Source organism: Chitinophaga sp., from assembly GCF_035564935.1.
GTDB lineage: Bacteria > Bacteroidota > Bacteroidia > Chitinophagales > Chitinophagaceae > Chitinophaga.
This window is the reverse complement of sequence record NZ_DATMTE010000922.1, coordinates 1-17,182: the sequence shown is the minus strand read 5'-3', so window position 1 is coordinate 17,182 and position 17,182 is coordinate 1. Positions and strand designations below refer to the sequence as shown.

Genomic DNA, 17,182 nt, shown 5'->3' with positions numbered 1-17,182 from the left:
GATATGGGTATGAGAATACTACATAAATCAAGTATAAATAATTCATATGGATGTTACACTTATCACGACAATAGCTGCAGTAGTGGCATTGATCATTGGGATTGTGCTAGGTAAGGTGATTTTTGCCAAAAATACGCAGCATAAGATAGACGAAGCTGAACAACAGGCTAAAAAAATCATTGCAGATGCACAGATCAGTGCAGAGAACCTTAAGAAAGACAGATTGCTGGAAGCCAAGGAAAAATACCTGCAACTAAAAAGTGAATACGAAAAAGACGTATTGCAGCGTAACCAGAAACTGGGAGAATCGGAAAACCGTATCAAACAGAAGGAACAGGCATTAAACCAGAAAAACGAGCAAATCCAGAAACAATTAAACGAAAACGACGCTATCAAGGAAACCCTGAACCGTCAGATGGAACTGGTAACCATCAAACGTACCGAACTGGAAAAACACCAGGAAGAACATATCCGCCGCCTCGAAAAAGTAGCCGGCTTAACAGCAGAAGAAGCGAAGCACCAACTGGTAGAGAGTTTGAAAGAAGAAGCCCGCTCACAGGCCCTCTCTCATATCCAGGAAATCATTGAAGACGCTAAATTAAAAGCGAACAAGGAAGCCAAGAAGATCATTATCCAATCCATTCAACGTACTGCTGCAGAGCAAACAATTGAAAATACCATCACTGTATTTACCCTGGAAAGCGACGAGATCAAAGGCCAGATCATTGGCCGTGAAGGCCGTAACATCCGTGCCATTGAAGCGGCTACCGGTGTGGACCTGATCGTAGATGATACCCCTGAAGCCATCGTTTTATCTTCCTTTGACCCGCTTCGCCGTGAAATTGCGCGCTTATCGCTGCAACGTCTGGTACAGGACGGACGTATCCACCCTGCACGTATCGAGGAAGTAGTGGAAAAAACCAAGAAACAACTGGAAGAACAGGTAATGGATATCGGTGAAAGAACCGTTATTGAACTGGGCATCCATGGCCTGCATAAAGAACTGGTACGCCTGGTAGGTAAGATGCGCTTCCGCTCTTCCTATGGTCAGAACCTGCTCATGCACTCTAAGGAAACCGCTAACCTTTGCGCGGTAATGGCAGCCGAACTGGGCCTGAACCCTAAATTAGCCAAACGTGCGGGATTGCTGCACGATATCGGTAAAGTACCTGATGAAGAAACTGAACTGAGCCACGCCCTTCTCGGCGCCAAGCTCGCTGAAAAATATGGCGAACATGCTGCCGTGGTAAATGCTATTGGCGCCCACCATGATGAAATGGAAATGCAGTATGTAATTTCCCCCATCGTTCAGGCCTGTGATGCTATCAGTGGTGCACGCCCCGGCGCACGGCGCGAAATCATGCAGAGCTACCTGCAGCGTATCAAAGACCTGGAAAACCTGGCGCTGGCCCACGACGGTGTGGAAAAAGCCTATGCTATCCAGGCCGGCAGGGAACTGCGTATTATCGTAGAAAGTGATAAAGTGTCCGATGGAGACGCAGATCGCCTTTCTTTCGAAATCGCCAATAAGATACAAACAGAAATGCAGTATCCCGGCCAGATTAAAGTAACTGTGATCCGTGAAAAAAGAGCAGTGAATATAGCAAGATAGTTTTCTGATGTAATAATTCAGGAATTTGAACTTATATTGGAGTCCTCCGGTTTACCCCGGGGGACTTTTTTTTAAAGAACAATCACTAAATCTTAGCAGTGTTATGAAAAAAACCTTTTTCAATTGTTTACTTGGAGCCGCCCTGTTACTGGGAACCGGCAGTGCCTTTGCGCAAAAAGCACAGTCTTTATTCAATGGTAAAAATCTCGATGGCTGGAAAGTATACGGTACAGAGAAATGGTACGTGGAAAAAGGCGAGCTGATATGCGAAAGCGGCCCTGATAAAGAATATGGCTACCTGGCCACCGACGGCCAGTACAAGGATTTTGAGCTCACCGTTCAATTCAAACAGGAAGCCAACGGCAACAGCGGCGTATTCTTTCACTCCTCGCTGGAAGGCACCAAAATTACCGGCTGGCAGGCAGAAGTAGCGCCTCCTGATATGCACACCGGCGGCATTTATGAATCATATGGCCGCGGCTGGCTCATTCAACCCGACAAAGAAAAAGAAAAGTACCTGAAAATGGGCGAATGGAACACCATGAAAGTGCGTGTACAGGGCGATAACGTAACCACCTGGCTCAATGGCCACGAAATGATCACCCTGAAAGATGAAAAGATCGGTGCAGCCAATGGCCAGATAGCCCTCCAGATCCATTCCGGCGGCGGTATCAAGGTAAGATGGAAAAGCATCAAACTGGTGCCTTTGAAATCGTAATACAACGGTTGAATGCACTTTACAGATAAAGTAATACTCATTACAGGCGCCAGCTCAGGTATAGGCCATGAGCTGGCCCTTTTACTGGCAAAGGAAAAAGCACGCCTTATCCTTGCTGCACGGAACCAACCCGCCCTGGAAGCAGTACGCCATCAATGCCTGCAGCATACGCCCCACTGTGAAATACTCCTGATAGACGTAACCAGCGAAACCCAGGTAAATGAAGGCGCTCAACGCGCCCTGCAGTTTTTCGGAAAAGTAGATGTACTTGTTAACAATGCAGGCGTTACGCAACGCTCCAAACTGATAGACACCTCCGTTGCCGCCATCCGCCAGCTGATGGAAGTGAATTTTTTCGGCGCCGTAATGCTCACAAAAGCCCTGTTGCCACATTTCAGGCAAACAGGCAACGGGCAGATCATCGTGATCAGCAGTATGGCCGGACTCATGGGCTATCCCTGGCGCTCCGGTTACAACGCTGCCAAACACGCATTACAGGGCTATTTCGAAACATTGCAAACGGAACAACCTATTCCCGGCTTATATACCACCATCGTTTGCCCGGGACGCATCCACACTCCTATCACTTACTCCGCCATCACCGCCAACGGCGAACCTTATGGCAAAATGGATCCCGGCCAGGCAAACGGCATTCCCGTAAACCGCTGCGCCAGGAAGATCCTAAAGGCCATGCATACACGAAAAAAAATAGTGCTGATAGCCAGGGAAGAAAAGATCCTACTATGGTTTAAACGATATTTTCCACCACTGTTTTACCTGATTGCGCACAAAGGGAATTAATTTGCAGCAAATTCAACAAACGTATGGACCTGTTACTGCAACAAATAGCTGCGGCTACCACCTATCTGCAATCCTTTTCCTTTGAACAGCCGCGCATAGGCGTAGTGTTGGGAACCGGCCTCGGAGAACTGGTAAATCATATTGAAATAGCACATTCCATTCCCTACCAGCAAATCCCTCATTTCCCCGAATCTACCGTGGAATCACATAAAGGTCACCTGATCCTGGGGCATATCAATAACACCCCGGTAATAGCCATGCAGGGCCGCTTTCATTACTATGAAGGCTATACCATGCAGCAGATCACTTTCCCGGTACGGGTTATGAAAGCCATGGGCATCCAACAGCTGCTGCTCAGCAACGCCGCCGGTGGTATGAACCCTGATTTTAAAAAAGGCGACCTGGTATTACTGGATGATCATATAAATATGCAGCCGGAAAATCCGCTGCGCGGCCTCAATGCACCCGCATATGGCCCCCGCTTCCCGGATATGAGCCGGCCATACCATCCTGAACTGGGCAGCAAGCTGCAAGCCGCCGCCACTTCCCTTGGCGCCACGTTAAAAAAGGGTATATACGTATCCGTTATGGGCCCTAACCTGGAAACAAGGGCGGAATACCGCTTCCTCCGCATGATTGGCGCCGATCTGGTAGGCATGAGCACTGTGCCGGAAGTAATTGTGGCTAACCAGCTGCAATTGCCCTGTGCAGCCGTTTCGGTGGTAACAGACGAATGTGATCCCGATAACCTGCACCCCGTTTCCATAGAAGAAATTATTGCTGTAGCGGGAAAGGCGGATAAACTACTGAGCGGACTTTTCGCGCGGGTAATAGCGGGATTGTAGCGGAGATTGTCTGACTCAGGATTTAGATGATTACGCTGATTACACTGATTTTTTTTAATAAAATAGCGGCCCTGGAGCCGCTATTTTTATTTGGAATTGTTTTTATTTTCCGGAATTTTCGTCTTTTTCGTCATCGTCATCGTCTTCATCATCTTCTTCATCGTCATCATCTTCATCATCATAATCATCGTCGTCGTCATCATCTTCTTCTTCCTCCTCTTCATCATTGTATGCTATCCCCGGCCCGCTTATTTCCAGTAATTTCTCTCCTAAAATAGCGTCTTCCATTGTGCTGTCCGGCTCCTCATCGCTATCATCATCTTCATCCTTTTCATCATCTTCTTTATCTTCTTCATCTGTTTCCTCTTCAACTTCTTCTATCGCTGTTTCTTCTTCTCCGGAGATAATATCTTCAACAACCCCAACCGGGTCTTCGTTCTCTTCTTCGTTGATACCGGGCGCTGTATCCCTTACTGCATAAGGATCTTCATCATCTTCTTCATCTTCATTTTCTTCTACATCCTCTTTATCACCTTCTTCTTCATCTCCCTCTTTCTCCCCGTCCGTTTCTGCCAAACCGGTTTCACTTTCTCCACCGGATTCTTCATTTGCTTCTTCAATAATATCATCGAAGCGAACAATTTCATCATCGGGTTCTACTTCTTCATCTTCGGAAGCACCGGGTTCTTCTTCGGTATCCGTGGAAGGTGAGGCTAAATGATCCAGCTGATGTTCAGGGTCCAGGAGTTCCCCGTCTTCCGATACCATCAGGGAATGGGCCGTTTCGGCGGTATGGGTACCGTGTTCGCCCCTTCCAAGGGTAGCCGTATCATCGTTGATGAGTGTAGGCTGCACCATTTCCTCATCAAATAATTCCTTCAGTTTGGGCAGATCTGCTACGGAGCTGATCCCGAAATAATCCATAAAGGAGCGGGAAACGGCATACAGTAATGGTTTACCGGGCTGGTCTTCACTTCGGCCGGTGATCACGATCAGTTCTTTTTCCAGGAGCTTCTGGATAGAATAATCGGTGCTTACACCACGGATATATTCAATTTCGCCTTTGGAAATCGGCTGCCGGTAGGCAATGATGGCCAGGGTTTCCAGGGCGGCAGTAGAAAGTCGCTTCAGGAACTTATCGCCGTTGAGCTGGGCTACTGTCTGGTAATAATCTTTTTTGGTGAGGAACTGGTAGCCTCCCCCGCTGCTGCGTACTTCGAAAGCATAAAATTCAGAGCTGTATTTTTCCCTGATGGCCTCCATGGCAGCTTCTACCTGGTCCAGGTTGGTGCGGTCTTCCAGGAAAGCCAAAGCGTTGTTGAGCAGATCCACTATTTCCAGCAAAGGTAACGGCCTGTCGGCCGCGAAAATTAATGCTTCCACGTGCGGGATGATCTGTGATATTTCCATACGTTAACAGGAGATGCGGATTTACAAAAAAGGTCAAAGACCGAAAATACAGTCTTTGACCCTAATCTGAAAATATTAATTCAGTTGTTGACTTAGTGTTAATAATCTCTTCAACAGCTTAGTTTGCCAATGCAGCAGCACCGCTCACAATTTCTGTCAGCTCGGTGGTAATAGCGGCCTGACGTGCACGGTTGTAAGAGATCTTCAGGGAACGGAGCAATTCGCTGGCGTTTTCTGTAGCCTTATCCATCGCAGTCATACGGGCGCCGTGCTCAGAAGCATGGGAATCCAGGATGGCTTTGAAGAACTGTGTGTTCAGGATCTTAGGCATCAGTTCTGCGATCAGGGTATCCTTTTCAGGTTCAAAGATGTAATCTGCTTTCAGCCCACCTTTACCTGTATTTTCCACCTTTGCGATCGGCAGGAACTGTTCTGTTACGAATACCTGTGTAGCAGCGTTTTTAAATTCGCTGTAAACAATTTCAACAGCATCGTAAGTACCGTCTATAAAACCCTGCAGGGCTACAGCAGCGGCTTCTTTCACATGATCAAAAGTAAGATTGCCAAAAAGCTGCCAGAACCTGTCATTTACTTTATATCCATTCTGTACAAAGTGATCATAACCTTTTTTACCAATTGGTAAGATTTCTACCTGGCCTTGTTCAAACTGTTCAGCATACTTTTCGCGGATCACACGTTTAGCTGTTTTGATCAGGTTGGAGTTGAAGGCGCCGCACAAACCCCTGTCTGAAGTAATGACCACAACCAGTACCTTTTCAACCTGACGCTGCGCTGCCAGTGGCGTGTCGATATTGCCTTCACTGTTGGAAACAATATTCTGCAGCATTTCCTGGAGCTTTACGGCGTAAGGACGCATCAGCATGATGGCATCCTGGGCACGTCTTAATTTAGCAGCACTTACCATTTTCATGGCTTTGGTGATCTGCTGACCAGATTGAATAGACTTGATTCGGTTACGAACTTCTTTAAGCTGTCCGGACATATATAAAAATCAATTACGAATTACGAATTATCAATGACCAATACAGGGATAGCCTCCTGAATTTGGCTGCAAAGGTAAGCAATGGCAGTTTAATTTGAAAATCCGCAGAAAGATAATTTAAACTTTATTTATTTATATGTTAATCAAACAATTATACATAAATAACATTTACAGCGTAATACTGGTTCCCAGTACCTGCAGAAACCCTGCGATCCACTGCGGATGAGCTGGCCATGCGGGCGCAGTTACCAGTTTTCCATCCACTACTGCCTCGTATACATTTACGGATACGTAAGTGCCCCCGGAAGCTGTAACCTCCGGCGCCACTGCGGGATAAGCCGTAAGTTTCTTCCCGCGTACCACATCGGCGGCGGTCAGGATCTGGATACCATGACAAACGGCGGCCACCGGTTTATCTTCCAGGAAAAAGTGCCTTACCAGTTCCAGTACATTTTTGTTCAGCCGCAGGTATTCCGGGGCCCGGCCGCCGGCTATTACCAATGCATCGTAATCAGCGCCGGCCACATCGTTAAAAGTAGCGTTCAACACAAAACCATGACCCGGTTTCTCACTGTAGGTCTGATCGCCTTCAAAATCATGGATCGCTGTTTTGATCTTATCGCCAGCCGCCTTATCAGGACAAACCGCATGTACTTCGTGACCAATCATCTGCAGCATCTGGAACGGAACCATTGTTTCATAATCTTCTGCATAATCTCCTGTCAGTAATAATATCTTTTTCTGTGCCATAGAAATGAGGGTTTTATTGCGTTAAAAAAGGCTCACTGAAGATAAGCATTTAGCCTTTAGCAAAAAATGCAGCGGAGACCATGGGTATGATCTCCGCTGCATTTTTTTATATGAAAGATGGTTATCAATAACCCGGATTTTGCGGAAATTCATTTACCGATCTGTCGATCTGGTCCTGCGGAATAGGACGCAGCACATGAGTGGGCCTGATATTGTTACGGGCCTGCTCATTGTGCAGCTTCACCCTTTCCAGCAGCTTATGAGTGCGGGTAAGATCAAACCAGCGCAGTTGTTCTCCTACCAGTTCGCGGCCTCTTTCGTCCAGGATAAAATCGATGTTCATATTTGCGGCAGTTACGGTCATGGCATCATGATTAGCCTGTGTTTCAGCCGGGGTAGCGCCAATACGTGCGGACCTCCACCGTACCACGTTTACGAGATCGGCCGCTTCCTGTTTTTTGCCGTCCATCATGAGCGCTTCTGCTTCTATCAGGTAGGCTTCCGCCAGGCGCATGGCAATAAAGGGTCTTACGCCGGAGGCCTGGTTATCCGGGCGAAGGGCGTCGGCAAATTTATTCAGGGAAGGATACAGTTTTTCTGTGTACAGTCTTGGTGGTACCAGCATGTAAGGCTTGCTGGCAATCACGGCATCAGATACATCATAGCCCGGCAGGTATACAGCGGTATCGCCATTTTTCAGGTTATCAACAGGCGCATTGGTTCTCCAGAGAACGTTGTAAAATTTTTCATAACGTACATCATGCACCCTGTCTTTATACAATGTATCAAGCAGGAACGATGTAGGCCTGAAACGCTTCCAGGGCGTACCGTTTGGCAAATCACGCTTCATTCCTTTCAGCACATCGTACTGCATCAGGAAAAAGCGGCAGGCATTGTTATCAGGGTAACCATACAGCGGGTCGGTGGTATACTGTGCAGCCCAGATGGTTTCCTCGTTATTTTCTTTACCCTGTGCCCATACCTGTCCAACATCCGCCAGTAATTTAAAACCGTAGTTCTTAATCACCATGTCGGCATACTTTGCGGCATTGGCATAGTCGCCGGGCTTTGCCTGGGGAGAGGAAGCACGGGTAAGGTACACTCTCGACAGCAGGTGCTCTGCAGCTGGCTTGGTGGCACGGCCCCATTCAGACTGTGTTACAGGTAAATCGGTAGCAGCCGCCTCCAGGTCGCCGATCACTGCATCATAGATGGCAGCTACCGAATCGCGGTGCGCTTCCCTCAGAATTTCCGTATTTTCCTTCATGCGCAGTGGGATAGCGCCAAACATTTCCATCAGCACAAAATGATAATGTGCCCGGCAGAACTTTGCTTCCGCTATGCCTTTTTTCTTCACTGCTTCGTCGAGATCGGTGATCTTATCGGCCCGGTCTACCACTACGTTACAGGTGTTGATAGTTTGATAAAAGCTGTTCCAAACTTCCCTTACATGCGCATAGCGGGAATCCAGCTGGGAAGTATACTGGCTGGTATATTTGAAGTCTCCGTCGGAGCCATTGGTAATGATATCGGTGCCTGTTTCTGTGAGTGTCATCCCACGTTCTGTGCTGTAGAAGTTGCGCATAGACACATAAGAACCGTTTACGGCTGTCTGAAAACCTGCCGGGGTATTGTAGAAATCATCTGTTACATTGGTAACTATCTTTTCATCCAGCATTTTATTGCAGGAGGTGGTAGCAACGGCCAGCAGCAGGATGACAGGAATTATATTTCTCATAACGTTTTCTTTTAAAGATGGTTGATTTAAAATTTGGCATTTATTCCGAACTGCAGCATCCAGGTGGCGGGTGCATCAATGCCGATCACATTTACGTCTTCCGGATCAATACCTTTCCAGGTTTGGCGGTATGGCGCGAGGATCATCGGGTTCTTTACTCCTACGTTCACCCGTAAATCCTGCATACGCATGCTTTTCACGAGTGCGTCGGGGAAAGCATAGCTCAGTGTAACGTTCCTGATCTTGAAAAATGAACCGTCGAAATAGCTGAGCGACTGGTAGTTGCTGGGTCTTTCCTGGTTGGCATTAGGCCGTGGAAAATCGTTGGTCGGATTAGCCGGTGTATTATAATCGATGTTCAGGTTGTTATAACGGCCAAACAACGTGTTATAGTTCTGGTAGAAATCACTTTTGATCATGCTTCCTATACGTGCAAAGGCTACGATCGATAATTCAAACCCCTTGTAGGAGAAGCGCTGGGTGGTACCTGCCGACCATTTGGGTTGCGGTGAACCCAGGATCTGCCGGTCGTTTTTAGCATCAATGAGGGTATCTTTATTAACGTCTTCCAGCCTGATTTCACCCGGCTTCACGTTGTACAGTTTCGCCAGTGCGACATCTTTATCCTGCCATATGCCGGTCTTCTTAAAATCGTAGTACACATAGGTAGGCTGCCCCACAAACCAGGCATTGCCAATATCTTCAGTTCTGCCATCTCCGAGCGACAGGATCTTTGAACGGTTAAGGAAGAAGTTGGCGTCCATTTTCCAGCTGAATCCATCAGGATTATCGATAATGGTGGCGCCTATGCCAAATTCCAGACCGCGGTTCTGGGAAGTACCCAGGTTCATCAGCACTTCATTGAAGCCATTGCTGAATGGAAGCGTTTGCGGCATGAGCAGGTCGGTAGTGCGTTGATTATACCATTCCACCACACCGGTGATACGGCCATTCAGGAAACCGAAGTCGAGCCCGATATCAGTAGAAGTGGTAGACTCCCAGGTGAGATTGGGATTACGCAGCTGGAGCGGCACAAAACCCAGCACCCCTTTATTTCCGAAGGAATAAGGGATCCTGCTCAGGCTACCCTGGGTAGCGTATGGGTCAATACCTGTATTACCAATACGACCAAAGCTGGCGCGTAGTTTCAGGTTATCCAGCACTTTTTGTCCTTTCAGCCATTTTTCATTGATCAGGTTCCAGGCTGCCGCAACGGAAGGGAAATAGCCCCATTTCTTCCCGGGGGCAAACCTGGAAGATCCATCCGCACGGAGAGTGAGGGTAAGGAGGTAGCGGTCGTCATATCCATAGTTCAAACGGCCCATATAGGAAAGAATGGTCCAGGAACTGAGACTGCTGGTTACGCCTGTTACATTGAGCGACTGGCCCAGGTTGTAATACTGCTGGGTTTCCACGGGGATACCTCTCACATTGGTAGTGGAAATATCTACGTTCTGGCGCTGAACGCTGTATAAACCGGTAAAGCCTATATTATGTTTCTTGATCTCCTTGTTATAAGTGAGGATGTTTTCGATGGTGTACGCCATGGTGGACGCGTTTCCTTTTGAAGCGGTAGCATCGCCGCCACCGATCAGCAGGTTGGTATTGTTTTTACCCTGGAAAAGACCATAGTTATAGTTCTGGATATCCGGGCCCACATTGAGGCGGTATTTCAGTCCGTCCATGATCTCTACTTCTGCATACAGGCTGGTAAAGATGCGGAAACGTTTCATTAACTCAATGCGGTTGCCATCTACATAATCCAATAACGGGTTAGGCTGCTGGTTATCGCCGGTTGGGTAGGTGATCAGCTTTCCGTTGTCGTCGTAAGGAGCGGCAATGGGCAGCATTTTCAGGGCATTGTCTATACCATTATACGTTTCGCCGTTACGTTCACTGTAAGCGCCCAGGAGGGTGGCTCCCACACGAACGCGGTTGCCAATCATCTGGTCCACGCCAACATTGAAGTTATAGCGCTCGTAGCTTTGCAGTTTCAGCACGCCCTGGTCTTTGAAGTAGCCGAGTCCCACGGTGTATTTTGTTCTGTCTGTTCCGCCGGCTACGCTGAGACCGTGATTGGTTTGATAGCCCGGGGAGATCATCAGATCCTGCCAGTCTACGTTTGTTCCTTTCTGGATATTGGCGTATTCAACGGTATTGAATATTTTCTTGTCTGATGCGTCGGGATTGGCATCATCATATTTACCAATGGTGCGGTTGGCCTCCCTGCGCATTTCAATGAAGCGGCTGGCATCCATCATGTCTGTTTCACCGAGTTGCTGTACATAACCATAGGAGCCGCTATAGGAAACCACCGGTTTTCCTTCCTTGCCTTTCTGGGTAGTAATGAGCACTACGCCGTTAGCGCCCCTGGAGCCATAAATGGCTGTTGCGGAGGCGTCTTTCAAAATATCCATCGATTGTATTACTCCTGTGCCGATATCGCTGAGGGTACCAGCGTAAGGAATACCGTCTACCACATAGAGCGGATCGTTGCCTGCCCTGAGGGAGCGGGTACCGCGGATACGCACAGTGGGCTCATCACCGGGTTTACTGCTGTTATTGAGTACTTCCACACCAGGAGCGCGGCCCTGCAGTGCCTGCTGGGGATTGGTAACCGGTACGTCCTGTATGGCTTTGGTGCCTACCGAGGAAATGGACCCGGTCACATCCTTTTTCTTCTGTGAACCGTATCCTACTACTACTATTTCCTCCAGTTTTTTGTTGTCTTCATGCAGAGTTACGGAAACGATTGCACGACCTTTTACAGCTTCTTCATATGTAGTAAACCCGATGTAGGTGAATACGAGTGTTGCGTTGGCTGCATCTGCCACTTTAAGGCGGAAATGCCCGTTGCCATCCGATTGTGTGCCAGAATTTTTCCCTTTAATGGCAATTGTTACACCAACCAGTGGTTGCTTGTGAGCGTCCAGTACATTACCTTCTACGGTAACCGGGTTACTTTGTGCCTGGGAAAGTTGGTAGAATAGCAAACAGGCTATTATACAAGTTAGACGTGAAAAAACTTTTTTCATAACGTTGTTTATAGTGGTTGTAGATAAAGAGTATGTTTAGTTCGATTTTGGCTTTTGGCTACGTGGTACTATTGGGAAACAAAATAAGATATTTTTACATTGCTGCAATCGTTTGCAGAAATATTTTTATTTCTAATTCCGGCAAACCACCTATTGATCAGATTATCATGTTCCTAAAAAATAAAAAATAAGATTAATCTTTTGCAATCGGTTGTAAAAATCATTTTCATTGTTTATTTTGGTCACCTTATTCCGTTTTAGTTATGAAAAAGACGATCCTTTTATGTGGCTCCCTACTGTGTATGTACGGTGGCCTTTTCGCTCAGAAAGCCCAGTGGCAGCAACTTTTCAACGGTAAAGATCTGAAAGGCTGGAAACAACTGGGGGGAGAAGCAAAATATAATGTGCAGAACGGCGAGATTGTGGGCACCACTGTACAGAACACGCCAAACTCTTTCCTGGCTACGGAAAAGGAGTACGGCGACTTTATCCTGGAGCTGGAATTTAAGCTGGGTAAGGAGTTCAACTCCGGTATCCAGTTCCGCAGCCAAAGCCGGGCCGACTACCAGAACGGCCGTGTATTTGGCTACCAGATGGAGATTGATCCTTCCGACCGTAAATGGAGCGGTGGTATTTATGAAGAGGGCCGCAGGGGCTGGCAGTACCCGATGGAACTGAACCCTGCCGGGCAGAATGCCTTCAAAAAAGATGGCTGGAACAAATACCGTATCGAGTGCCGGGGCAATGAAATGCGTACCTGGGTGAACGGCGTACCTACCGCCCACCTGGTAGATACCGCGCTGCCAAAGGGCTTCATCGCTTTACAGGTGCATAGCATCGGTAAAAATGCAGCTGATGAAAACAAGAACATCTACTGGAAAAATATCCGCCTGATAGAAAATCCGGCAGCTTCCCAGTATAGCCCGTATGATAAGATTTACGTGGTAAACAATGTGGACAACACTATTTCCGGCCAGGAAAAGAAAAACGGCTACCAGCTGTTGTGGGACGGAAAAACCAGCAAAGGCTGGAGAGGCGTGTATAAAAAGAACTTCCCCACTGCCGGCTGGACCATGCAGAATGGCGTGCTTACCATTGGTCACTCTACGGGAGATGAAGAAGGCAGCGGTGGCGATATTGTTACCGAAAAACAATACAGCGCCTTTGAACTGGAATTTACCTTCAAACTCACACCAGGAGCCAATAGCGGGGTAAAATACTTTGTAAGCGAAGCCTACGAGGCAGGTGGTAAGTCGGCCATCGGGCTGGAGTACCAGGTACTGGACGATGAAAGACATCCCGACGCCAAGCTGGGACGCGACGGAGACCGCACTTTGGCAAGTCTTTACGACCTCATGACAAGAAAACAGGAAAAACGTGCCATCAACCCTATTGGAGAATGGAACAAAGGTCGTATTATTGTGTATCCAAATAACCACGTTGAACACTGGTTAAATGGATTTAAAGTGTTGGAATATGAGCGTGGTTCCCAGGCTTTCAAGGATTTGGTGGCCATCAGCAAGTATAAAAACTGGAAAAACTTTGGCCTGTTGCCCGAAGGGCATATCCTTTTACAGGATCATGGTAACGAAGTTTCTTTCAAAAGCATCCGTATAAAGAATCTTAAATAATATTTTTTACCTTTTTTTTCATTGTTCACTGTTCTAAATAAGCATTCCGATTCTTCGGAATGCTTTTTTTCTTGGATAAAACGGTAAATTACTACCTGTTCACAACCCATCAATATGAAAATGTTACAACAAAAAGGCGCCCTGCTGCTGTGGGCAGCCGTGCTAACCGGGGCCTGCCAGCAACCAGGCGCCCATGATAATCTAAAAGCCACGCAGGACTCCCTGCACCACCTGGCCGAACGGTATTACAATGAAAGCATGGCCCTTAATCCTTTGCAAGCCACCCAGAATGGGGAGAATCAATATAACGACCAGTTGCCTATCGACATCAGTGAAGGCTACCGCGCAAAGCTCGATTCCTTTTATACCAGCTATCAGCAAGCTATTAAAGGAATTGACACAGCTGCACTTCCGGGCAATGACCGCATTACCTATGATATGCTTCAGCGCGAATTTAGCATCAACCGGGAGGCGCTTACCTTCCACGACCACCTGATGCCGGTACAGCAGTTCACCTGCCTGCCCCTCACATTGGCGCAACTGGGTTCCGGCTCCTCCGCCCAGCCCTTTAAAACCGTAAAGGATTATCAGAATTTCATGCATCGTATGGAACGCTTTGCCATATGGACCGATACAGCCATCGCCAATATGCGCCGGGGAATAGCCACCGGCTACGTATTGCCTAAAAGCCTGGTGGTGAAAGTAATTCCACAGGTAACGGCCCTTGCCAAAAAAGATACCGCCGGGAACGTGTTCTATGCGCCGCTCAAAACCATCCCCGATTCGCTGGATGCTGCAGCCAAAGCCAGTTTGGCCAAAGATTACAACACCGCTATTGAAACATATATCCTTCCTTCCTTCGCCAAACTGCGCGACTTCATGCAGCAGGAATACCTGCCTAAAGCCCGCACCAGCAGCGGCATTGGCGATATTCCCGATGGAAAGGCCTATTATGCTTTCCTGATAAAAAGCTGGACTACCACCAATCTTTCACCGGAGGAAATTTTTGCCCTGGGAGAAAAAGAAGTAGCCAGGATAAGGGGAGAAATGGAGGAAGTAAAAAACAGCACCGGTTTCAAAGGCGACCTTCCGGCTTTCTTTGCATCGGTACGCAGCGATAAAAAGCTGCGCATCTTTAAAACACCGGCGGCTATACTGGACTCCTTCAAAGCCATTGAGGACAAGATCATGCCGGGTGTCAGGAAAATGTACGGTCATCTTCCCAAAACAAAATTCGAGATCCGTCAAACCGAAGCATACCGGGCAGCTTCTGCATCGGCCGAATATATGCAGGGCAGCGCTGATGGTACCCGGCCTGGTGTATTCTATGTGCCCATCCTGGACGCCGGCAGCTTTCCGTATACCGGCATGGAATGCCTGTTTTTGCACGAAGCCATTCCGGGGCACCACTTCCAGATTTCATTGCAACAGGAAAATGATTCCCTGCCTAAGTTCCGCCGGTTTTCATGGATCGGCGCCTATGGCGAAGGCTATGCGCTGTATTGTGAAAGCCTGGGAAAAGAGCTGGGATTGTATACAGATCCTTACATGTACTTTGGCCGTTTAACGGATGAAATACATCGCGCTATTCGTTTAGTGGTGGACGTTGGTTTGCACACCAAAGGCTGGACCCGTGAGCAGGCCATCAAATACATGATGGACAATGAACCGGTATCCACGCAGGAGGCTACTGCTGAAATTGAGCGCTACATGGCTATTCCGGGGCAGGCGCTTTCCTATAAGATCGGTGAACTGAAGATACGCGGCTTGCGGAACCAGTATACAGCATCACTGGGCAGCCGGTTCAGCCTGTCCTCCTTTCACGATGAACTGTTAAAAGACGGCTGTGTACCGCTATCAGTGCTGGAACAGAAAATGGCGCGCTGGGCCGCTGCCCAGCCATAGCAATAGCTTACCTGGCTTCACTTCCGGCTTGTACCGCCCTTTACAAGGGCTGCGGTATAAGCCGGAGGCATTTATGAACCGGATTAAATTTCGATTAAGAAAGAAATACCGCTTCCCCCGAAACCCGCAATGGTTACAGGTAAAGGAATTGCGGCGGGATGGAAAAATCATTTTAACATTCACGATTGGTTTTTATTCCCTATTTTTATAGTGCAGTTTCATTCACTATTTACAGCTTAGATTTACGTTAACCACACATACTTCATATTTTAATATGTTAGTCTGTGCATGTAAACTATTGACACAAGTCGTCCTAAAAAAACGGCCCTAAATAATATTCTTTTAAAACCTGCTGCTATGTTTGATCATACCCTTGATCTGTGCCGGTCACTTCCGGCTGTCATCACTGAACAAAAGTGGGACAATGAATTGCGCTTTTATGTAGGCGAAAAATTATTCTGCATGATTTCCCTGGACCCGCCTCACAGGGTATCTTTTAAGTGCAGTCAGAACCAGTTCCATCAACTGATTTCAAGACCGGGTATTGTACCGGCGCCTCACCTGGCGCGGTATCACTGGGTGCAGTTGAAACAGGAGGATATACTGCCGGCTACTGAACTGGAAGATTTCCTCCAGAACGCCTACGAGATTATAGTGAGCACGCTTCCACCTTATGAACAGGAAGCTATTCACAAGATGAAGGCGCATGCCTGATTATTTCAGCATCGTAAAGAAAATATCGTATACGCCGAATACGATAAGGGTAAGTGCAAATAATTTTTCGAGGGCAGGAGTTTTCATTTTCACGGCTGTTTTAGCTCCCAGGTAAGAAGCAGGGAATGCCGTAAGCGATAGCAGCAGTGCGATGTTCCAGTCTATATGCCCCAGCCACCAGTGCGTTAAGGCACCCGGCACCGATAAAATGGCAGATAATACCACCGCACAGGCCAGTGCCTGTTTTATAGGCATTTTTAGTTTCTTTATAAAGAATGAACTGAATAGTACCCCGCCGGCATTCGCCAGCAGCCCTGATAAGAAACCAATGAATAAGGCCGCCATTACCAGTTTAGCAGCAGGCGCCTCTTCAGATGATATCACAATTTCCCCATTGGGTTTATTCCGTATAAACGAGTACATGAGCGACATACCTGTTATCATGATGAACAGAGCCGTCATGATCATCAGCGTTTTGCCGGGCAGGTAGCTGCTGAGCCATGATCCGGAGATGGTGGCTGGAACGCCGAAAGCCGCGCCCAGCAGGATCACGCGTTTATTAAACAGTTTTTCCTTACTGTAAACCGCTGTGGCGGATAAAGTGCTGGTAATAGATGCCGGTAACGGCGATGCCAGGGCAAAAAACGGGTTTACGCCGGCAAAGATCTGCAGGGCCGGCGTACTGATAGCACTGCCTCCTTTTCCCAATAAACCGGACAAATAGCCTACTATAAGCCCTATCAGCAATACTGGCAGGTACTGAGATTGTTGTAAAAATTCCATTTAATTCATCCCTCCGGGAATGCGCAACTTGGTGGTTGGTGTGGTTGGTTATAAAAATTACAGGTAGGCCAAAATTAGGGGATCGTAATTAATAGTGGTGATAACTAAAAGTTATGGGGGATAACAACTTATTATATTTATTGTTAGCCTATAAACCCAATAGGAGAAAGGGTTTATAGTTTTGTAAAGATAAAAATTCCGGGTAACAGGTCAAAACATTTTTTTAATTTTTTGCGA

Annotated in this window: 13 protein-coding genes; 7 read left to right on the top strand and 6 right to left on the bottom strand. The window is 47.5% G+C overall.

Translation table 11 applies throughout. From position 1 onward, the window contains the following. The first annotated feature begins 46 nt into the window (after nucleotides 1–46). The 4 genes from rny to VN105_RS24055 all read left to right on the top strand — a co-directional run bounded on the left by rny (nucleotide 47) and on the right by VN105_RS24055 (nucleotide 3,976). Nucleotides 47–1,612: a ribonuclease Y gene (gene rny, locus VN105_RS24070; RefSeq protein ID WP_325645028.1), complete on the top strand. Its 1,566-nt coding sequence runs from the start codon at nucleotides 47–49 to the stop codon at nucleotides 1,610–1,612. 103 nt (nucleotides 1,613–1,715) lie between these two features. Next, complete coding sequence (locus VN105_RS24065) at nucleotides 1,716–2,330, top strand: DUF1080 domain-containing protein (RefSeq protein WP_325645027.1); 615 nt, start codon at nucleotides 1,716–1,718, stop codon at nucleotides 2,328–2,330. A gap of 12 nt (nucleotides 2,331–2,342) precedes the next feature. Beyond that, a complete protein-coding gene (locus tag VN105_RS24060; protein WP_325645025.1) occupies nucleotides 2,343–3,131 on the top strand; it encodes an SDR family oxidoreductase in 789 nt (262 codons plus the stop codon). A 23-nt stretch (nucleotides 3,132–3,154) separates the two neighbouring features. Beyond that, nucleotides 3,155–3,976 carry a purine-nucleoside phosphorylase gene (locus VN105_RS24055; protein WP_325645023.1) on the top strand — a complete coding sequence of 274 codons (822 nt, stop codon included), beginning with the start codon at nucleotides 3,155–3,157 and terminating at the stop codon, nucleotides 3,974–3,976. Between the two features lie 102 nt (nucleotides 3,977–4,078). Here the strand turns inward: VN105_RS24055 and scpB are convergent, their stop codons facing one another. From scpB to VN105_RS24030, 5 genes are all read right to left on the bottom strand, one after another. Then, entirely contained in the window at nucleotides 4,079–5,386 is a 1,308-nt protein-coding gene (gene scpB, locus VN105_RS24050; protein WP_325645021.1) for an SMC-Scp complex subunit ScpB, read from the bottom strand. A 118-nt stretch (nucleotides 5,387–5,504) separates the two neighbouring features. Continuing rightward, nucleotides 5,505–6,389: an ATP synthase F1 subunit gamma gene (atpG, locus tag VN105_RS24045; RefSeq protein WP_325645019.1), complete on the bottom strand. Its 885-nt coding sequence runs from the start codon at nucleotides 6,387–6,389 to the stop codon at nucleotides 5,505–5,507. 168 nt (nucleotides 6,390–6,557) lie between these two features. After that, nucleotides 6,558–7,139, bottom strand: a complete 582-nt coding sequence (locus VN105_RS24040) for a DJ-1/PfpI family protein (RefSeq protein WP_325645017.1) — start codon at nucleotides 7,137–7,139, stop codon at nucleotides 6,558–6,560. Nucleotides 7,140–7,263: 124 nt separating this feature from the next. Beyond that, nucleotides 7,264–8,877, bottom strand: a complete 1,614-nt coding sequence (locus VN105_RS24035) for a RagB/SusD family nutrient uptake outer membrane protein (protein WP_325645016.1) — start codon at nucleotides 8,875–8,877, stop codon at nucleotides 7,264–7,266. Between the two features lie 26 nt (nucleotides 8,878–8,903). After that, the gene (locus VN105_RS24030; protein ID WP_325645013.1) at nucleotides 8,904–11,870 is read right to left on the bottom strand and encodes a TonB-dependent receptor; all 2,967 of its coding nucleotides are present in this window, start codon (nucleotides 11,868–11,870) and stop codon (nucleotides 8,904–8,906) included. A 305-nt stretch (nucleotides 11,871–12,175) separates the two neighbouring features. Between VN105_RS24030 and VN105_RS24025 the strand changes: the two genes are divergently transcribed. The 3 genes from VN105_RS24025 to VN105_RS24015 all read left to right on the top strand — a co-directional run bounded on the left by VN105_RS24025 (nucleotide 12,176) and on the right by VN105_RS24015 (nucleotide 16,162). Further along, complete coding sequence (locus VN105_RS24025; RefSeq protein ID WP_325645011.1) at nucleotides 12,176–13,543, top strand: DUF1080 domain-containing protein; 1,368 nt, start codon at nucleotides 12,176–12,178, stop codon at nucleotides 13,541–13,543. 114 nt (nucleotides 13,544–13,657) lie between these two features. Continuing rightward, nucleotides 13,658–15,448: a DUF885 domain-containing protein gene (locus tag VN105_RS24020; RefSeq protein ID WP_325645009.1), complete on the top strand. Its 1,791-nt coding sequence runs from the start codon at nucleotides 13,658–13,660 to the stop codon at nucleotides 15,446–15,448. Between the two features lie 357 nt (nucleotides 15,449–15,805). Then, nucleotides 15,806–16,162: an MmcQ/YjbR family DNA-binding protein gene (locus VN105_RS24015; protein ID WP_325645007.1), complete on the top strand. Its 357-nt coding sequence runs from the start codon at nucleotides 15,806–15,808 to the stop codon at nucleotides 16,160–16,162. On the opposite strand, the gene VN105_RS24010 is transcribed toward VN105_RS24015, so the two are convergent. Then, nucleotides 16,163–16,945, bottom strand: a complete 783-nt coding sequence (locus tag VN105_RS24010) for a sulfite exporter TauE/SafE family protein (RefSeq protein ID WP_325645005.1) — start codon at nucleotides 16,943–16,945, stop codon at nucleotides 16,163–16,165. Nucleotides 16,946–17,182 lie beyond the last annotated feature (237 nt).